We start from the raw sequence: 17,734 nt of genomic DNA on the forward strand, positions 1-17,734 counted from the left end.
GCCCGGCGTTCCGACAGGGGCGAGGAGCCGCTGGCTCATCGCTTGCGCCAGGTGTCGGCGCCGGGGTCGTACACGACCAGACCCAGCTCCTGGAACGCGCGGAGCCATCCGGCCATGGGCCAGGTGCCCCAACGGCGTTGGTGGAGCGCCCCGTTGCGCAGGATGTCGTCGAGGTGCTGCACGGGCGGCTCGTGTGTCGGGTGGTGCTGGTGGTAGGCGGGGGCCCCGCCGACCCACCACAGGTCCACGCCGCGCCGGGCCGCCAGGGCCGCGAAGTCGGTGTCCTCGCCGCCGTAACCGGTGTACGCCTCGCAGAACCCGCCGACGCGCCGCCAGGTGCGGGCGGTGAGGGCGAAGGAGAGGGACCAGAACAGACGCGGGTCTCCCCCGCGCAGGATCTCGCCCTCGGCGGGCACGGGGCGGGCCGGGTGCGGCGGTGCGAGAGCGGCGAGCCCGGCCAGGTCGTAACCCCCGGGCGGCGGGGGCGGCAGATAGGCGACCGTGCCGCACAGCAGCGCTCCGTCCTGTGCCGCGCGGGCGTATCCGGCCACGAGTGCGGGACCCGGTACGCAGTCCACGTCGAGGAAGACCAGGAGGTCGGCGCCGCCTTCGAGGGCGCGCTCCGCCCCCGCGTTGCGGGCGGCGGCGAGCGGCAGGCGGCCTTCGGCGAGCGGCACGGTGAGCACGTCCGCTTCGGGTTCGCGGCCCGCGGTGAGGGGGCCGATGGCGGGGTCGTCCATGGAGACGATCACGTACTGGTCGGGGAGGCGTGTGCCCCGGGCCAGCCCGTCCTGCTGGAGCCGCAGATGGGAGTGACGGCCGGCGGCGAGGGTGATCACCGCGGTACGCATGCGGACCGCCTCGGGGTCCGTCCGGCCAGATCCGCCAGGAGGCGCGCCGCTCGCGCCGCCCCGTCGCCCGGCGACCAGCGCTCCCAGTGCCCGGGCCGGGCGACCGTCTCGGCGAGCAGGGCGGGCCACTCCTCGGCGGCGGGCCACGCGTCCCGCACGGTGGCCAGGCCCGCCGCCCGCAACGCCCGGGCGGTGGCGTGCTGTTCCGCGTGCGGCCGGTGCTGGGGGATGACGACGGCGGGCACACGGGCGGCGGCGCATTCCGCGATGGCGTTCTGGCCGGCGTGGGTGACCACGACGTCCGCCCGGCACAGCAGGGGCCAGGGGTCCTCGACCCAGGGCGTGCCGGGAGCGCCGAGCACGGTCCAGGACCAGTCGGGGGTGGCGAGCGCCGCCGCGCGCAGTTGCGCCGGCGTGACGTCGGCGCCTCCGGCCCCGAGCATCACGACCACCTCGGGGCGGGCCCCGCTCCGCTCACCGTCGCTCTCGGGGCGTGGGCGCCCGTCGTAGCGCGAAATGCTTCCGGTGTGCGCGGTCTTGGCGTGCCAGTGCGCGGGCCAGTCCGGCTCGGGCAGGTCGGGGGGCCAGGGCGCGAGGAGGGCGTCTGCGAGGTCGTAGCCGAGGCGGTGTGCCGCGTCCAGGCGATCGCCCCGCATGGCCGCGACGACGACGGGGACTCCCATGAGCCGCGCCAGGGTCGCGGCCTCCACCGATACGTCGCTGACGAACAGGGCGGGGTTCTCCGCTCTGATCCACTCGGCGATGATCCCCATGCGTTCGCGGTGTCCCGGGTGGCGCAGCGGCACCCAGTGCAGCCGGCCACGGGCGGTGGGGTCGGCGGGGTCGTCGGTGGTGTCGGGCGGCAGAGTGATCCAGGGGCCGCGCCACGTGCTCGGCCGTGGCAGCGAGGACAGGACGGTGACGGGCTGTTCCACGTGGGCCACCACGCACCGCGCCCGGTGCAGATGGCCCCGGCCCTGATGATGGACGTAGTAGCCGATCACCGCGTCACCCTCTCGTACAGACGGGTGTAGGCGTCGGCGGTGTGCTCCAGGGAGCAGAACAGCTCCGCCCTGCGGCGGGCCGCCGCGCGGTCCAGCCGCATGGCCCGGGGGATGAGCGCGGCGAGCGCCGCGATGTCGCCCGGGGGAGCCAGCAGACCGCACCGCGGGGTGAGGATTTCCGCCAGGGCGCCGCGGTCGAAGCCGCAGACGGGTGTGCCGCAGGCCAGCGCCTCGGCGACCACGAGACCGTACGGCTCGTCCCAGCCCGGCGTCACCAGGGCGGCCGCCGATGTGCCGAGGAGTTCGGCCAGTTCCTTGCGGTCGAGGTGGCCGGCGTAGCTGACGCCGTCCTCCAGCAGAGGCTCGACCTCTTCCTCGAAGTACCGCTCGTCCGAGACGGGACCCGCCAGCCGCAGCGGCACTCCTGCCGCGCGGGCCGCCCTGATGGCCAGATGCGGCCCCTTCTCGGGCACCATCCGCCCGGACCACACCAGATCGGGGCCGCCGGGGCCCGGCCGCCAGAAGTCGGTGTCGATGCCGTTCCGCACGACCAGGGCGTCGGGCACCATGGGATGCCAGGCCGACGCGGTGCACTGGCTGACGGCGGTGAAGACGACCGGGCAGGTGTCACGGCTCTGGATGGCCGACTCGAGCCACGGGGTCGGTGGCGTGTGCAGTGTGGTGATCACCGGGACCCGCAGGGCCGACGCCATCGCCACGGGCAGGTGGTGCAGGCTGTTGTTGTGCACCACGTCGAAGCGGTGCTCGCCGTCACGGGCCAGATCCAGCATCAGCCCCAGATAGGCGTGGTGCTCCTCCATCCACGTGGTGCTCGGCATGCTGGCGTCCGCACGGGCCGCCGAACTGAGCACCACCTGGCGCACGGGCAGCTCACGTGCTTCGAGCGCGGGGTCGGAGCCGGGCGCGGCGAAGAGTTCCACCCGGTGTCCGCGCCTGGTCAGGGCGTGTGCGAGCCCCCAGGTGTGTGCTTCGAGCCCGCCGGCGAACGGCTCACTGATCGGATGGCGCGCGGACGCGATCAGTGCCACCCGCAGCGCGCTCATCGCAGTACGCGGGTGTAGAGGGCCCGGTGCGCGGCGGCGAGTTCGGCGCGCTCCCGGGTCCGGTGCTGCTCGGTGGCCCGGGGTGCGGGCCGCTCCTCGTAGGCGCGCAGGACGGCCTTGCGCAGCGACTCCTCGTCCAGGCCGCCCTCCTGGGTGTGCCCGTACGTCAGACAGGGGCGTTGCTGGGCGTAGAACCCGCAGTCCGGGGCCGCGACCGCTGTGCCCAGGTCGTGGCAGGCCTCGAGCCATCCGGAGTGGGTGCCGAACCGGTAGGGCAGCACGGACAGGTCGAGGGATTCCAGATGGTCCCAGAGCTGTTCGTCGTCGAAGTAGTCGTGGATGGTGAGGGTGAGCCGCCCGTGATGCGCCAACTTCCTTAGTTCCTCCATGAGTTGAGGTGCGTAGGCGGGGGCTTCGGGGTCCGTCACATCGCGGTGGATGTTCACCTGGAACTCCGCGTCGGGCAGCTCGGCCACCGTGTCGGCGAGTACGCGTACGACGGGCAGCACGGCCATGTTGGGCCGCAGGCTCTTGGCGTGCACCCCCACCCGGAACTGGTCGTGGACCTGCCGGGGGCGGGCCAGGAGCGGCAGCTCCACCACATGGGGGTGCGGCAGGACGGTCGCCGTCCGGTTCCAGCGGCCGGCGATGGTCTCGGCGGCGCCGGGGGTGAGCGTAATGAGGTGGTCGGCGGCCGGGATGATGACGTCGAGGGCCGCGTCGTGGGTTGCGGGGTCGAGCTGGTGGGGGTTGCGCAGGTCGTGCACCGTGTACACCAGCGGTTTTCGGTGCCTCCCGAGGGTGTCCACGAGGGCGGACAGCTGGGCGGGGCTCTGCGCGTCGAACCCGAAGTGCAGATGGAAGACGTCGAAGTCCTCGTGGTGGGCGCTCACCCAGTCGGGGTCGAGCATGACCGGTGGCCACCATCGCTGTGACGTACTGGGCGCGCCGTTGGGCCGGGGATCGGTCAGCCGCCTGACCCCGTCGCTCTTCGGCGCGGAGCAGTGCCGCACGTACACATGGCCCGCGGGCACCGAGGCGACCCTGATCTCGTCCTGACGATCCAGCGATGGCGCTTCCACGATGAACTCCTTCACTGCGCGACGGCCGACCCCCGTCGGTCACAGTCTGGGGAAGCCCGAGGGGCCCCGCATGCCGGGCGACGGCGTCGAGGGAGTGGGTTCGCGCTGTGTACGGGGTGAGCGTGAATATGCCGGGGTCGGCCGGGCGGGTGAGGCCGGCGGCCCGCACGGGGTGGCGCCGAGGCACGGGCGGGATGCGGGGCGCCGCCGGTACGCGCACGATGGGGTTCGTGGGGCGACGAGGGGGTACGTCGTAGCCCTGCGGGCCCGGTCACGGCAGCGGCCCACCCGGTGCCGCTCCCGTCCGCGCCCCCGTCGACGGCACGGTCACGTCCCAAGGAGGACTCCTGCCATGGCCATCCGCCATCAGTTGATCCGGCGCTCCCCCGAAGCGGTGTGGGCGGTGCTCGCCGACCCCGATCGTTACGGTGACTGGGTGGTGGGGCCCGACAAGTCCTCCCCCCTCGACCACACCTGGCCCGCGACCGGTTCCCGGCTGCGGTTCACCCTGCGGCTCGGCCCCTGGTCGGGCGAGGGCACGACCATCGTCCGGCACAGCGAGTCGTGCGAGGAACTGGAACTCGAGGCGAGCTTCAAGGCGCTGGGCAGCGCGCGGATCCATCTCCGGCTCAGGCCCTGGGGCACGGACACGCTGGTGATCTGTGACGAGCATCCGCTGCGCGGCATGGGCGGCACGCTGCACAACCCGGTGACCGAGGCGCTGCTCCAGTTGCGGCACCGCGGGATGCTGGCCCGCCTGGCCAAGGTCGTCGAGCGGGACCGCGCGGAGCTCCAGCATGCCTGACGCCGTGGTGATCGGCGCCGGCCCCAACGGGCTGGTCGCCGCGAACCTGCTGGCCGACGCGGGCTGGAGCGTGGAGGTGCTGGAGGCCCAGGACGAACCGGGCGGCGCGGTGCGCAGCGACCGGGGCGTCCACCCCGACTACGTCTCGGACCTGTTCAGCGCCTTCTATCCGCTGGCGGTCGCCTCCCCCGTGCTCGCCCGGCTCGACCTCGCGGCGGAAGGCCTGCGCTGGAGTCACGCCCCGCGCGTCCTCGCCCATCCCCTGCCCGACGGCAGGAGCGCGGTACTGGAGCGTCACGTACAGGACACGGCAGCCGGGTTGGCCGGATTCGGTCCCCGGGACGGCGAGTCCTGGCAGGCCATGTACGACATGTGGTGCCGGGTGGGACCCGATGTGGTGGGAGCCCTGTTCGCGCCCTTCCCACCGGTCCGCGCCGGGTTGCGCCTGGCGGCCAAGCTCCGTGCGCCGGGCGGTCTGCGGCTGGCCCGTAGCCTCGCCCTTCCCGTACGGCGCCTGGGCGAGGAGGAGTTCGCGGGGGACGGTGGCCGGCTGCTTCTGGCCGGCTGCGCCCTGCATGCCGACCTGGCCCCCGAGTCGGCGGTCAGCGGCGGCTTCGGCTGGCTGATGTCGATGCTGGGGCAGAGCCATGGTTTCCCCGTGCCGGTCGGCGGCGCCAGGGCCCTGACGTCGGCGCTGGTGAGCCGTCTGGAGAAACGCGGGGTCGCGGTGCGGTGCGGGCAGCGCGTCGCGTCCGTCGTCGTACGGGGCGGCGCGGCGGTCGGTGTCACCACCGAAGGGGGCGAGACGGTCCGGGCCCGGCGGGCCGTCCTCGCCAACGTGTCGGCGCCCGCCCTGTACCGGGACCTCGTGGGCGAGGAGCACCTGCCGTCCCGTCTCGTGCGCGATCTGGCGCGTTTCCAGTGGGACTTCGCGACGTTCAAGGTCGACTGGGCGCTCTCGGGTCCTGTGCCGTGGACGGCGCCCGGGGCGCATGGGGCGGGCACGGTCCATCTCGCCGACGGCGTGGACGGCCTGACCCGGTTCGCCGCCCAGATCGCGACGGGACAGGTGCCGAGTGAACCGTTCGTCCTGTTCGGCCAGATGACCACCGCCGACCCCAGCCGCTCCCCCGAGGGTACGGAGTCGGCGTGGGCCTATACGCATGTGCCGCAGGACATCACCGCCGACGCGGGGCCCGACGCCATCACCGGCCGGTGGGACGAGCGGGAGCAGCAGGCCATGGCCGACCGCGTCGAGGAGCAGGTGGAGCGGTACGCGCCGGGCTTTCGGGCGCTCATCCGAGCCCGTCGCGTCCTGGCCCCCACGACACTCCAGGCCATGAACGAGAACCTGCACCTGGGCGCCATCAACAACGGGACGACCGCCCTGCACCAGCAGGCGATCTTCCGGCCCGTGCCCGGCACCGGGCGGCCCGAGACCCCGGTCAAGAACCTCTATCTCGCCTCGGCCGCCGCGCATCCGGGCGGCGGCGTCCACGGCGCCCCGGGCGCGAACGCCGCCCGCGCCGCGCTGCGCAGGCACGGACTCCACTCCCTGCTCCACCGCGCCCAGCGCGTGTGACGCCGTGGCACGGGGCGGAACGCGGTGCTCTATATGGCGGTTCGGGCCGTTGCCGGGCACCATGACCGGTCCGGTCCTGATATGAGTAGACCGTTGGGGCGGATGCCGACCTCGAATCTGCTAATAGAACCGGACATCCCGTGGACGATAGCCATTCCAGCGACCAGTGGCCGAGCATCGCCACCCTCGTCGAAGCGATGGAGGGCGGGCCGGATCCCGGCGCGGCCGAACTGCTCGAACGGTTCGCCCGTGAGGCCGACCGTGCCGCCGTCTTCGCCCTCAGAGACGCCTTGATGGCCCGGGCCCAGCGCGCGGGCAAGCAGGACCCGTAGGGCGTCGCGCGGTCACGGGCGCGGCTTTGCGCGGGGCGGGCGTCCAGGACGTGACCCTACTCAGGCGCCGGTGCTCCCGGGCCGGTAGACGCCCTCCGCCAGCGTGGCGTGCTTCTTCCAGCCCAGCGTCTCGTACAGCGCGCGCCCACTGTCGGTCGCGCCGAGCACACCCACTACCGCGCCGCCGTCCAGGGCACGGTTGGCGAGGGCGCGCATCACCACCTTGCCGAGCCCCTTGCGCCGGTGGGCGTCTTCGGTGCGTACGCGGTCGACGACGACGCTCTCCCCGAGGACGGCCAGCTGCCCCTTGGCCGCCCGTTCGCCCGAGGCGGCGTGCAGGACGTTCACGTGGACCACTGCCCCAACCTGCTCGACCCGCACGGCGTACCCCTCGGGAACGTCCAGCCGTGCGGCCAGTAGGTCCACGGCCATGAGGTGGCCGGTGTCCTGCCAGGCCACCACCCAGCCGTCGGGGAGCCACGGCTCAAGATCCTCCGGCTCGATGGGCGTCTTCAACCAGGTGCGCGGCTGCGTGACGCAGGCCGTGGCCGCGCGGACCAACTCCTCTTCGGCCCGGGGCAGCACATGGCGTCCCACCTCGTGCGGGTCGTCCGCGACCTGGATGTGGACGCCCCAGGGCCACTCGACGTGTGCGGGCGTCCGCCGCGAGACGGCCCAGCCGTCGGCCCAGGTCCTGACCATGTCCTCCACCATTGAGACCCCCATGACGAGTGGCCGCGCGGCCGGCAAAGAGTGCGGGTAATAGCTGAAAAGCCGTAGGGCATATTACGACAGCGCCATTCCGGCCACCAGGCGTGCCGCTCGCCATGGGCGTGATCGCGCCATCCGGTCGTCCGCCCCGGACCCTTCGGGAGGGCGGCCGCCATCGCGCGTGCGGGTGACGCGCCCCGGCGCGATCCGCGAATGGCCAGTTACGCCTTTTCCCCGCCAGGCCCTGCGGGGCGGGCCTGGCGGGGCCGGCCCTCGATGTCCGCCCGGGCCTGTTTCACCCGCTCCTTGACCTCGTCGGCGTCGCCTGCGGACCTCATGGACTCACCGGCCGGGACGCCGACCGGAACATCCTTGCCCTTGCCCTTGCTCCGGCCCTTCTTGCCGCTGTCCGCCATGGTGACTCCTTCTGTGACGACGTGTCAGGTCTCAGGCCGCGCCGACCCGGCGCTCCGCCAGCGCCTCGTCGCGCAGGCGCGCGCAGGTGCTGTTCAGGAGCCGCGAAACGTGCATCTGCGAGATGCCGAGCGCCGCCGCGATCTGATGCTGCGTCATGTCGTTGAAGAACCGCATGTAGAGGATCCTCGACTCCCGTTCCGGGAGGGCTTTGAGTGCGGGCTTGATCGCTTCGCGGTCGATGACGGCGTCGAACCCGGGGTCGGTGGCGCCGAGCGTGTCCGTCAAGGACAGCCGGTTGCCGCCGTCGCCGCCCTCCGCGCGGGTCTCCGCCTCGAGCGACAGGCTCTTGAAGGAGTCGAGCGCTTCCAGGCCGTCGCGTACGTCCTGCTCGTCCAGTCCGCACCGGGCGGCGAGCTCGGCGACGGTGGGCTCGCCGGGCTGGGTGGCCTTGAGCTCCTGGCGGGCGACCCGGACCTTGTTCCGGATGTCCTGCACCCGGCGCGGGACATGGACCGCCCACAGGGCGTCACGGAAATGCCGCTTGAGCTCGCCGTTGATGGTCGGGATCGCGTACGCCTCGAACGGGCCCCGCGTGACCTCGTAGCGGTCCACCGCCTTGACAAGACCCATGGCGGCGACCTGGTAGAGGTCATCGGTCTCGGCGCCGCGGTTGCGGTACTTGAGCGCCAGGCGCTGCGCCATCGGGAGCCATTGGGCCACGAGGTCGTGCCGCAGCGCGTCGTACTCGGGCCCCTCGGCGAGCGTCCTCAGCCGGGCGAAGGCCGCCGTGGTGTCGGGGGCGTCGTCGTGGCCGCGCTGTTCGCGGCTGTGGCTGGTGGCCGGCATGGCGGGCTCCTTGGGCATGGACGCGAGCCATTCCAGCGAACCAGCGCGACCGCGTCCCCGCATCCCGAAGCCTCACCCACCGTGACCGCGCGGGAGGCACCCCGGCGGCGGACCCGGACGGCCCCGTTAACGGATGCGGAACCGGGGAACCTGTGCACCGGCGGGCGGCGGGGACCCCGGGACCGGATCCCGCACCGGGCACGCTCCCCGCGACACGAAAGGAGCCGATTGATGGGACACGGCGGAAACGTCATCCAGGAATTGCAGACCGACCACCGCGAGGTGGAGGAATTCTTCGCCCGCATCCAGGCGCTGCCCCCGGGTGACGACAAGCGCCGCGAGGTCGCGGACCAGTTCACCATCGAGCTGGTGCGCCACTCCGTCGCGGAGGAGATGTACCTCTACCCCGCCGTACGCGAGCACGTGCCCGGCGGCGACGCCCTCGCCGACCAGGAGATCAAGGATCACGCCACCGTCGAGCGGCTGCTCAAGGACCTGGAGAAGGCGGACGTGGGCGATCCTCAATTCGACGCCCTGGTGGGGAAGTTGATCGAGGAGGTCCGCGCGCACATCGCCGACGAGGAGCAGCACCTGTTCCCCGCCCTGGCCAAGGCTGTCGACGCCAAGGCCCTCGACGACCTGGGCGACAAGATCCGTACGGCGAAGAAGGTGGCGCCCACCCGCCCCCACCCCGGCGCCCCCGACACCCCGCCGGCCAACAAGCTGCTTGCGCCGGGAGCCGGGCTCGTGGACCGCGCCCGTGACCTGATCACGGGGCGCGGCAAGTCCTGACCGCCCTCCTGGCGAGGGGCACCGCCGAACGGCCGCGCGGCCGCCGCCCGCGTTCCGCCGTCCGGGGCGCGTAACGGCCGCGTCGGCGGTGCCGTCGGGGTGCGGGTCCGCGGTGGCGGCCCCAGGATGGGCCCAATCCCATCCATCCAAGGAGGTTTCCGTGCTGGAACGCAAGCGGCGCAAGGACAGCATCGAGATCACGTTCGTGCTCCCGGTAGATGCCCCGCCCGGCCCGGTCAGCGTCGTCGGAGACTTCAACGACTGGCAGCCCGGCACCCACGAACTGACCGCCCGGCAGGACGGCAAGCGGGCGGTCACGGTGGAGCTGCCCGACCGCAGCACGCACGCCTTCCGCTATCTGGCCGCCGGCGACTACTGGTTCGACGACGAGAGCGCCGACGGCCACGACGGCGCGAACAGCCGCTTGCACACCTGACCGGCGCGCACGCCCGCGCCGCGCGGCAGCACGGACGTACCTCCGCGGCCCCCGGTCACCCTCATGGGCGGCCGGGGACCGCGACGTTTCGGGGCGGAAACCCAAGGGCGTCCGCCCGGCGGTCAGGGGCCGTCGTCGGGCGGGGCGGCGAGCCGGACGGCGCTCTCCAGCATGATGGCGTGCACGAAGGCCTGGGGCAGATTGCCGCGCAGCTGGCGCTGGCTGATGTCGTACTCCTCGGCGAACAGGCCCGGCGGGCCGCACGCGGAACGGTTGCGTTCGAACCAGCGCAGCGCCTCGGCCTGGTTGCCCTGCTGGTGTTCGGCCATCGCCACCACATAGCCGCAGAACAGAAAGGCGCCCTCGGCCTCCTCCAGCGGACGCTGGTCGTGGCGGAAGCGGTAGGCGTAGTGGTCACGGGTGAGTTCCGCGCGGTAGGCGCGCAGGGTGCCGGTGGTACGGGGATCGTCGGCCGTCAGGGCTCCGCGCAGGGGCGGCAGCAGCAGCGCGGCGTCCAGGGACGGGTCGGTCGTGGACCGCTGCCAACGGCCGGAGGGGTGCAGGCCGCCCGCGGTCGTCTCGGCGAGGATGACGTCGGCGAGGGAGGCCCACGCGGCCGCCTTGCCCGGGGCGGGCGCGGCCTGCGCGACGGCGCGCAGCCCCGCGGCGCAGATCAGCCGGCTGTGGGTCCAGTGCTGGGCGTCGAGTTCCCAGATGCCCGCGTCGGCGTCGTCACGGCGCCGCTCGATGGCGTCGGCCGCGATCTCCACCGCCCGCCAGCCGTCGGTGTCCAGGCGCCCGTGGCGGTGGGCGGCGGCGAACAGGAGCAGCGCCTCGCCGAAGGCGTCGAGCTGGAACTGGTCACTCACCCGGTTGCCGACGCGGCTGCCACCGCCGGGGTAGCCCGGCAGCGCGAGCTGCGTCGGACGGGGCACCGGGCCGCCGGCGACCGTGTACGCGGGCGCGAGCCCTGGCCCGTCCTCGTGCAGCCGGGCCGAGATGAAACGTACGGCGTCGTCGAGCAGCGGGTGTCCCCCGGCGGCGGCAGCGGCCTGCCCGGCGTAGCACTGGTCGCGCACCCACACGTAGCGGTAGTCGTAGTTGCGCCCCACCTCCGCCCGTTCGGGCAGGCTGGTGGTGGCCGCCGCGACCATGCCGCCGGACGCACTGGTGAGGCCGCGCAGCACGGTGTAGGCGCGGCGGGCGTCCTCCGGCGCCAACGTGTGCTCCAGGGAGGGGACTTCGCGGGACCAGGCCTGCTGGGTGGCGCTCCACAGCCCGTCGGCTTCGGGGACGTCGGGCAGCGCGTGCTCCGACAGCTCAAGGACGAGATCGCGCTGTTCGCCGGGCTTGAGCGTGAGCGTGGCCTTCAGACCGCCCCGGTGGCCGTACCGGGCGGGACGCGCCTCGGGCACGCCGCTCCAGCGCCAGCGCAGCCGGCCCGTGCGCGCGCTCCATGTGCCGTCGTCGTCGCGGTGCGGCAGCTGGGAGCGGTCGGTGCCGAAGCCCGCGGCCGGGGCCAGATCGACGGCCACCCGCGCCTCGCCGTCCACGGCGCGCAGGCGGCGCAGCAGGACGGCGCGGTGTGCGTCGGCGGGCATCGCGAGCGCTTCGCGGCACTCGATGATGCCGCTCTCCGTCACCCAGCGGCTGCGCCAGATGAGGGTGCCGTTCTCGTAGTAACCGCCCCAGACGTACCGTCCGACGGGCGTGATCGCGTAGTGGCCCGGGCCGCCGATGAGGGTGCTGAAGACGGCGTCGGAGTCCCACCGGGGCATGCACATCCACGCGATGTCCCCGTGCGGTCCCACGAGCGCGCCCCGCTCGCCGTCGGCGATCAGCGCGTACTCGCGCAGGGTCATCGGCGGGGGGTTGTCCGGGGAGGGCGACAGTACGGATGTGCTCACCATGGTCCCTTGCGGTCGGATCCGGTCGGTGGGGATGGAGTGCGGCCCGGCGTGCGGTAAGGGGGCTCGGGGCCACCCAGCGGTCGCTGTCTTGCGTTGTGAGTCCAGAACCCGGCCCGGGCCCGCTCACGCCGCCACCGGGAAATAGCGCGTGAACGCCGAGGTGTCGGTGCCGAGGTAACCGCCGAACGGCGAGTCCAGTTCGTGGATGAGCAGGACCAGGAAGGTGATGAGCGCGGCCAGGCCCATGACCATCACGATGTGGGTGACGTTGCGCTGGATCCCGAAGAGGAACATGAAGGCCACGGTCAGCACCCCGCCGAGGATCAGGCCGACCCACAGGACGGGCGAGAGACTGCTCTGCGCGTCCTGCTCGCGTCCGCGCCGCGCCTCGTCGAGCGTGCCGAGCTGGGAGAGGAGTTCCTGGCCCGCGATCTGCTGGGCGGGGGTGGCGTTGGCGGGGAGCCGGGTCGCCGCGCGCAGTTGGCCCAGCATCGTCCAGCCCTCGGAGCCGAGGTCCTGGCGATCGGCCATTCTCGGCCACTCCGCGGTGACGACGTGCCGGGCGTACTGCTCGGCGACGGCGCGCACCTTGGTCTGCCTTTCGGGCGGCAGCACGTCCGCCACGAGGTAGGTCTGGTGCAGGGCGCCCGCCTCGGCCTGCGTGTGGCTGGAGGCGCTGTCGCTGGTCTCCCACACCGAGACGAGGGCCAGCCCGAGTACGAGCGCGTACAGGACACCCACCATCATCGAGATGTACTCGGCGACGTCCTCGCGCGGCTCATCGGCGGGGTCCGGCGGGAAGAAACGGTGCTTTGCCAGCACGACCGCCGCGGCGAACAACGCCACCGCGAGGGTGATGGCAAGGGCCTGCGCGGCATGGGACACGAGGGCTCCTCGGGTTTACGGGCGGCGTGAGCCCAGCAGAAGTGCCGCCAGGGCGGCCGGCAGGAGAAACAGCAGGAGCAGGGCCGCCATCGACAGGGCGGGGTGCGCCTTGGCGTGGTGTTGCAGCCGGCCGAGGAACGAGGCCGTTTGGGCGGGCGGCCGCGCTGCCTTCGGCGGGGTGGGGGGTACGGCACTGGGCGGTACGGCGTTGGGGGGCACGGCGGCGGGGGGCACGGCCGGCGCGACACCGGGTGGCAGCGCGGCGGCGCCACCGGCGCCGGCGCCCGGCGCGACGGGGGCCGCCGGTGCGGGTGGTTCAGCCGCCGGGGGCGCGCCAGGTCCGGGAGGCGCTGCGGGCGCGGCGCCCGCGCCACCGGTGGCGCCGGGTGCGGCGGGTGCGCCCGGCTCGGCGGGCGCTTCGGGTGCGGCGGGGGCGCCGGGCCCTGTGGCGCCACCGGGACCCGCGCCCGCGCCTGCGGGAGCGCCGGGGGCGGCAGCAGGTGCCGCGAGGGCGCCGGGAGCCCCGGAGCCGGCGGCCGCGCCGGAGCCACCCGGGCCACCAGGTCCGCCGGAGCCGCCCGGGCCCCCTGGTCCGCCTGGTCCGCCGGGCTCACCGGGAGCGGGCCCGTTCGGCGGGCCCGCCGCGCCCGGCGGGCCGCTCCCGGAGGACGGCCGCCGGGGCGGGGCGGCGCGCGGAAGTGGGGGCGGGAGCTGCGCGGTGGCGGGGGGCGGCGGGGGTGGCAGCGCGGGCAGGACGAAGGACGCGCTCGACCGTGCGGTGAGCAGCGGCGGCGGCACGCTGAGACCGGCGGGGCTCAGGGTGTCCGTCCGGTCGCTTCCGGTGGCCGTCGCGGCGCTGGTGTAGGAGCCCGGGGCCCGCCGCACCCGCACCACGCAGGTGACGGACGCGCCGGGGGCGAGGTCGGGAACGTCCGCCCGGCCACCGCAGTCGAAGGGGCCCGGCGCCAGCACCGGGTCGACCAGCTGAATGCCGTACACCGTCCTGTTGCCCGGATTGGCCAGCACGTAGTGGAGTTCGGCCTCGGTGAAGCTGATGAGCCGCACGTTCTCGGAGAGGTCGAGCGCCCCTGCGACCCCGCCGTATCCGCTCCGCTCGGACGCCCGCAGGCGCAGGTCGAGCGACGGGACCACACCGGACGCCACGACCCAGGCGGTGTGCGTGCCCGGGGTCGCGGGCAGCTCGGCGGTGCACGTGGCACTGGACAGCGCCGCCAGCTGCCCCAATCGCCCCAACTCCCCCGCGCACCGGATCAGCGCGCCCGGCACGTCCGGATCGGACACCCGGACGCCCGACAGGTCCGCCTCGCCGTGGTTGGTCAGCCGGTACACCTTGACCACCGGGGAGCCCACCCGGATTCCCGGGCGCAGGGCGCCGGTGCCGGGACGGGTGTTGACGGTGACCGCCAACTGCAAATTGTGCTCGCCCACTCCCCCGGCACGGGCCGTCGGCGCCGGGCCCCCCAGCGATCCGGGCAGGGTGGCGACGGCCGTGAACGCGACGAGGAGCACCGTGCGCCGAGCGGCTGGACAACCGCGCGGGAGCCCCATCCCAATACCCCTTTCGCTGGAATTGCGCCGGGTTTTCTCGCGAATCGCGCCGGAACCTCGCCGGGAAGCGCTTTGCCGGCCCATGGTCACCGACCGTACGGCGCGGGGCTTTCAGGCGTGCCGAAATAATTGGTTAATATGACAAATCCAACCCTTATGGACCAGCGGCACCTCGCCAGGTCCGTGGCGCGGCACCTCGTCAGGTCCGGCGCGCCATCTCGTCGCTCCGGGCCGACTTCAGCCGCTCGAATGCCGTGGGCCGTGGACGGCGCGGCAGGAAGTCCCTGATCCGGCGCGCGCAGTCGGCCGGGCTCGCGGCGCCGGTGTCACATTCGATGTCGTAGTGACCGTGGGCGTGGACCCGGTCGAGCTGACGCGCGGCCAGGCCCGCCGGGCGGTCTCCGCGCCGCTGTTCGCGCCGCTCCAGTTCCGGCAGGGGGCAGCGCACACCGACCAGGACGACATCCTCGGGCGTGAACAGCGTCAGGCAGTCGAGCAGGCGCCAGGGCTCACTGAGCACATGGTCCACCACCACGTTGTTTCCGCCCGCCGCCAGACCCGCGACCGCCCGGTGAAAGCCCCTCCAGGTGCGCTCGAGCACGACCTTGAGCTGGTCCGGCCCGAGGTCGGCCGGAGTGGTCCGCATGGCGTGGAAGGCGTCCACCGGCAGATAGAAGTACGTGTCACCCAGGATCGGGAGCAGTTCCCCGGCGATGCTCGACTTCCCGGAACTCGACGTACCGTTCAGAAAAATGATCAACCCGCCCGGGCCCGTTTCCGCCGCCACAACTCCCCCTCCACCCGCGCTCGTACCGCCTCTTTCCGCGCTCGTACCACCCGATCATGCCGCGCGTCCCCGGACAGCGGGACGGAGTTGAGAGCATGGGGTTCATGGACGAAGACATCACCCCGATCCTCCGCGTCGAGGACGCCGGCGCGGCGGAGATTCGGGGTCGCGGTGCGGGACGCCCCCTGGGGGCGCGAGATCGAGCTGCGTGACCCCGACGGCAACCGGCTGCGCGTGTGCACCCCGCCACGCTGACGGCTCGCCCGCCCCGGACACGTGCGACCGCCCGGCCGCAGGGCCAACTGCCTTGCTCAGCAACGCCTTTGCGCGACAGATCATGCCGTACGGCGCGCGAGCAGCAGGCCTCCTCGGGAGCTCTCAGCCGAGGTGAGGGTCATCTGCGCCTCGACAGTGAAGCTGGCCGCCCGTAGCCGCGCGGCCAGCTCGTCGGGCCGACGACGGTGCACGTACACCTTCATCGGGTGGCCCCCGTAGCCCCACGTCTTGAGCCTCGTCTCGTCCCCCACGTGGAAGCCGAGCAGCACCGGGCCGCCGGGCCGCACCACACGGTGGAAGCCCTTGAGGACCGGATCGAGCTCGTCATCGGGGATGTGGATCAGCGAGTACCAGGCCACCAGACCCGCCAACGAGGCGTCGCCCAGGGTAAGTTCAGTCATGGAACCGACCTCGAACCGGGCCCCCGGGTGCTCACGCCGGGCCACCTCGATCATCGCCGGTGACAGGTCGATGCCGAACGCGTCCACGCCCAGGCCCCGAAGGTGCGCCGTGATCCGTCCTGACCCACATCCCACATCCGATACGGGCCCGCCACCAGCGGACCTCACCAGCTCGGCGAAGAGCGCCAGGACGGCACGCTCATAGGGGGTCCGGTCCAGGAGGTCGCGCACCTCGTCCGCGTAGTCGACGGCCACGGTGTCGTAGGAGGTACGAGTGTCTGCCAGCCAGCCTTGATGGGTCACCCGGCGACGGTAGTCGAGAGGCCGCCACCGCTGTCGGAGTGAGGGGGTGACCTCATAGGCTGGGCGGGGTCCGCACCACCGGGGACTATCGGGGACTATCGGGGAGAAGCATGACAAGCAGGTTCACCGAGCTGGTCGTTGACTGCCACGACCCGGAAGGACTCGCCGCGTTCTGGTGCCAGGTCCTGGACTTCGAAGTGATCGACCGCGGCGAGAACATGGTCGAGATCGGCTCCTGGACACCGACGGTCGAGGAGGTACGGGCCCAACAGATGCCGCCCACCTTGGTGTTCGTCCGGGTCCCCGAGTCCAGGACCGTCAAGAACCGGCTGCACCTCGACGTCAGCCCGGTCCACGGCAGCACCGAGGTAGAGGTGATGAGACTGCTGGGGCTCGGCGCCGCCCGGGCGGACACCCAGGAGCCGGACCGGAGTTGGGTGGTCATGACCGACCCCGAGGGCAACGAGTTCTGCGTCCTGCGCACCCTCGCGCCGTCCGCGTAGCCGGGCGTCGGGCGGGCCGGGATGCGGGAGTCACCATCGGGGCCGCGGAGCACCCTGCCACGGGGGGCGCACCCGTTACGGCGGGGCGCACCACCCGTCACGGCGGGGCATGCCCCTCGCGTCCGTCGCCCTGGACCGACCGCGTGCCGCAGACAGCGGCCCCGTTCACTTTCGGGGCGCGGGTTGTGCGTCGCTGGTCGCGCGGTTCCCTGCCCCCCCACCAGCCCTCACGAGCCCCATGGTCCGGTGCGAGCTGCGGACGCTCCTCGCGCCCCTGAGCACCCGGCGCCGGGCCGCACCGGCAGCCTCTGCCCGTGGATCCGTCCCCTCGCGTCACCGTAAGAGCCACACGAGGCGGTGATACCTTCTAACGAAGATGGACAAGAACCACCCACTCGTCAGCCTGGAGGCGGTCGTGGCCGACCTGGAAGCAAGGACTCCACGGGAGCGCTACCGCGCGCAGGTACGCGAGGAGATCAAGCAGCACGCCTGGGAGCAGATCGCGAGCGCCGGGGCCTCCGCGCTCTCCCTCAACGCGATCGCCAAACAGATCGGCGTGAGCGGGCCCGCCCTCTACCGGTACTACGCCGGCCGCGACGACCTGATCACCGAGCTCATCCGGGACGCCTACCGCAGCCTGGCCGACACCTTCCGCGCCCACGCCGAGGCCGGCACCGATCTCGCCGGCCTCGCGGACGCCCTGCGTCACTGGGCGCTGGCCGACCCGCACCGGTACTTCCTCATCTACGGCACGCCAGTACCGGGATACAAGGCGCCCGAGGACACCACGCAAATCACCGCCGAGGTCATGGACGTCCTCCTCGCGGCGTGCGCGGCCGAGGAGCGCCCCACCGGCGCGACGCCCTCGGCACCGCTCGACGGCCACTTGGCGAAACACCGCTCCTGGGCGCGCGACCCCGAGGCCCCCGACGCGGCGCTCACCCGCGCCCTCGCGTTCTGGACGCGCCTCCACGGCGTCCTCTCCCTCGAACTGGCCGGGCATTTCACCGGCATGGGCTTCGACCCCGCCGAGGTCTACCGCTCCGAGGTCCGCGCCCTGACCGGCGCCTGACCCCTCCCGCACGTCATGGCGGCCGCCCGCCAGAGGCTCGCACCTTGGGGTTTGGGAACACGGGTCGGGCAGACGAGTGAGCGCGGACGCACCTGTACCTGCGGCG

The 17,734-nt window shown here is 73.1% G+C and carries 19 protein-coding genes and 1 pseudogene; 8 read left to right on the plus strand and 12 right to left on the minus strand.

What is annotated here, in order from left to right:
- Window positions 1-35: 35 nt before the first annotated feature.
- The 4 genes from ACFYM2_RS08880 to ACFYM2_RS08895 are packed head-to-tail and all read right to left on the minus strand — an operon-like array spanning window position 36 to window position 4,001.
- The gene (locus ACFYM2_RS08880) at window positions 36-851 is read right to left on the minus strand and encodes a glycosyltransferase family 2 protein (RefSeq protein WP_388459178.1); all 816 of its coding nucleotides are present in this window, start codon (window positions 849-851) and stop codon (window positions 36-38) included.
- Complete coding sequence (locus ACFYM2_RS08885) at window positions 836-1,855, minus strand: glycosyltransferase (RefSeq protein WP_388834590.1); 1,020 nt, start codon at window positions 1,853-1,855, stop codon at window positions 836-838. Before ACFYM2_RS08885 ends, ACFYM2_RS08880 begins: the two co-directional genes overlap by 16 nt.
- Window positions 1,852-2,919: a glycosyltransferase gene (locus tag ACFYM2_RS08890; RefSeq protein ID WP_388834593.1), complete on the minus strand. Its 1,068-nt coding sequence runs from the start codon at window positions 2,917-2,919 to the stop codon at window positions 1,852-1,854. The genes ACFYM2_RS08885 and ACFYM2_RS08890 overlap by 4 nt, the downstream gene beginning before the upstream one ends.
- Window positions 2,916-4,001, minus strand: a complete 1,086-nt coding sequence (locus ACFYM2_RS08895; RefSeq protein WP_359003457.1) for a glycosyltransferase family 1 protein — start codon at window positions 3,999-4,001, stop codon at window positions 2,916-2,918. Before ACFYM2_RS08895 ends, ACFYM2_RS08890 begins: the two co-directional genes overlap by 4 nt.
- A 352-nt stretch (window positions 4,002-4,353) precedes the next feature.
- Between ACFYM2_RS08895 and ACFYM2_RS08900 the strand changes: the two genes are divergently transcribed.
- From ACFYM2_RS08900 to ACFYM2_RS08910, 3 genes are all read left to right on the plus strand, one after another.
- On the plus strand, window positions 4,354-4,806 hold the full coding sequence (locus ACFYM2_RS08900) for an SRPBCC family protein (RefSeq protein ID WP_359003454.1): 453 nt from the start codon (window positions 4,354-4,356) through the stop codon (window positions 4,804-4,806).
- Window positions 4,799-6,388: a phytoene desaturase family protein gene (locus ACFYM2_RS08905; RefSeq protein WP_388834596.1), complete on the plus strand. Its 1,590-nt coding sequence runs from the start codon at window positions 4,799-4,801 to the stop codon at window positions 6,386-6,388. The genes ACFYM2_RS08900 and ACFYM2_RS08905 overlap by 8 nt, the downstream gene beginning before the upstream one ends.
- Before the next feature lie 140 nt (window positions 6,389-6,528).
- On the plus strand, window positions 6,529-6,720 hold the full coding sequence (locus ACFYM2_RS08910) for a hypothetical protein (RefSeq protein ID WP_350228579.1): 192 nt from the start codon (window positions 6,529-6,531) through the stop codon (window positions 6,718-6,720).
- A 60-nt stretch (window positions 6,721-6,780) separates the two neighbouring features.
- Here the strand turns inward: ACFYM2_RS08910 and ACFYM2_RS08915 are convergent, their stop codons facing one another.
- From ACFYM2_RS08915 to ACFYM2_RS08925, 3 genes are all read right to left on the minus strand, one after another.
- Window positions 6,781-7,422 carry a GNAT family N-acetyltransferase gene (locus ACFYM2_RS08915; protein WP_388834598.1) on the minus strand — a complete coding sequence of 214 codons (642 nt, stop codon included), beginning with the start codon at window positions 7,420-7,422 and terminating at the stop codon, window positions 6,781-6,783.
- Window positions 7,423-7,652: 230 nt separating this feature from the next.
- Window positions 7,653-7,847 carry a hypothetical protein gene (locus ACFYM2_RS08920; protein WP_388834600.1) on the minus strand — a complete coding sequence of 65 codons (195 nt, stop codon included), beginning with the start codon at window positions 7,845-7,847 and terminating at the stop codon, window positions 7,653-7,655.
- Between the two features lie 31 nt (window positions 7,848-7,878).
- Window positions 7,879-8,694 carry a SigB/SigF/SigG family RNA polymerase sigma factor gene (locus ACFYM2_RS08925; RefSeq protein WP_388834603.1) on the minus strand — a complete coding sequence of 272 codons (816 nt, stop codon included), beginning with the start codon at window positions 8,692-8,694 and terminating at the stop codon, window positions 7,879-7,881.
- A 231-nt stretch (window positions 8,695-8,925) separates the two neighbouring features.
- On the opposite strand from ACFYM2_RS08925, the gene ACFYM2_RS08930 reads away from it, so the two are divergent.
- Entirely contained in the window at window positions 8,926-9,486 is a 561-nt protein-coding gene (locus ACFYM2_RS08930; RefSeq protein WP_359003445.1) for a hemerythrin domain-containing protein, read from the plus strand.
- A gap of 160 nt (window positions 9,487-9,646) precedes the next feature.
- Window positions 9,647-9,922 (plus strand): isoamylase early set domain-containing protein, encoded by a 276-nt coding sequence (locus tag ACFYM2_RS08935; RefSeq protein ID WP_350228584.1) that lies wholly within the window; start codon window positions 9,647-9,649, stop codon window positions 9,920-9,922.
- A gap of 122 nt (window positions 9,923-10,044) precedes the next feature.
- Here ACFYM2_RS08935 and ACFYM2_RS08940 read toward each other — a convergent pair whose 3' ends face one another.
- The 4 genes from ACFYM2_RS08940 to ACFYM2_RS08955 all read right to left on the minus strand — a co-directional run bounded on the left by ACFYM2_RS08940 (window position 10,045) and on the right by ACFYM2_RS08955 (window position 15,073).
- Window positions 10,045-11,832 carry a glycoside hydrolase family 15 protein gene (locus ACFYM2_RS08940; protein WP_388834606.1) on the minus strand — a complete coding sequence of 596 codons (1,788 nt, stop codon included), beginning with the start codon at window positions 11,830-11,832 and terminating at the stop codon, window positions 10,045-10,047.
- A gap of 123 nt (window positions 11,833-11,955) precedes the next feature.
- Window positions 11,956-12,717 carry a hypothetical protein gene (locus tag ACFYM2_RS08945; RefSeq protein ID WP_359003441.1) on the minus strand — a complete coding sequence of 254 codons (762 nt, stop codon included), beginning with the start codon at window positions 12,715-12,717 and terminating at the stop codon, window positions 11,956-11,958.
- Between the two features lie 15 nt (window positions 12,718-12,732).
- Window positions 12,733-14,286 carry a hypothetical protein gene (locus tag ACFYM2_RS08950; protein ID WP_359003439.1) on the minus strand — a complete coding sequence of 518 codons (1,554 nt, stop codon included), beginning with the start codon at window positions 14,284-14,286 and terminating at the stop codon, window positions 12,733-12,735.
- Between the two features lie 199 nt (window positions 14,287-14,485).
- Window positions 14,486-15,073, minus strand: a complete 588-nt coding sequence (locus ACFYM2_RS08955) for an AAA family ATPase (protein ID WP_350228588.1) — start codon at window positions 15,071-15,073, stop codon at window positions 14,486-14,488.
- Between the two features lie 159 nt (window positions 15,074-15,232).
- On the opposite strand from ACFYM2_RS08955, the pseudogene ACFYM2_RS08960 reads away from it, so the two are divergent.
- Window positions 15,233-15,328, plus strand: a pseudogene (locus ACFYM2_RS08960) (VOC family protein); the annotation flags it as partial.
- A gap of 80 nt (window positions 15,329-15,408) precedes the next feature.
- Here ACFYM2_RS08960 and ACFYM2_RS08965 read toward each other — a convergent pair.
- Window positions 15,409-16,053, minus strand: a complete 645-nt coding sequence (locus tag ACFYM2_RS08965; protein ID WP_359003436.1) for a class I SAM-dependent methyltransferase — start codon at window positions 16,051-16,053, stop codon at window positions 15,409-15,411.
- Between the two features lie 110 nt (window positions 16,054-16,163).
- On the opposite strand from ACFYM2_RS08965, the gene ACFYM2_RS08970 reads away from it, so the two are divergent.
- Window positions 16,164-16,556 carry a VOC family protein gene (locus ACFYM2_RS08970; RefSeq protein WP_359003434.1) on the plus strand — a complete coding sequence of 131 codons (393 nt, stop codon included), beginning with the start codon at window positions 16,164-16,166 and terminating at the stop codon, window positions 16,554-16,556.
- A 376-nt stretch (window positions 16,557-16,932) separates the two neighbouring features.
- Window positions 16,933-17,628 carry a TetR/AcrR family transcriptional regulator gene (locus ACFYM2_RS08975; RefSeq protein ID WP_359003432.1) on the plus strand — a complete coding sequence of 232 codons (696 nt, stop codon included), beginning with the start codon at window positions 16,933-16,935 and terminating at the stop codon, window positions 17,626-17,628.
- Window positions 17,629-17,734: the final 106 nt, after the last annotated feature.

Origin of the sequence: Streptomyces sp. NPDC006711 (assembly GCF_042869775.1) — a bacterium.
GTDB lineage: Bacteria > Actinomycetota > Actinomycetes > Streptomycetales > Streptomycetaceae > Streptomyces.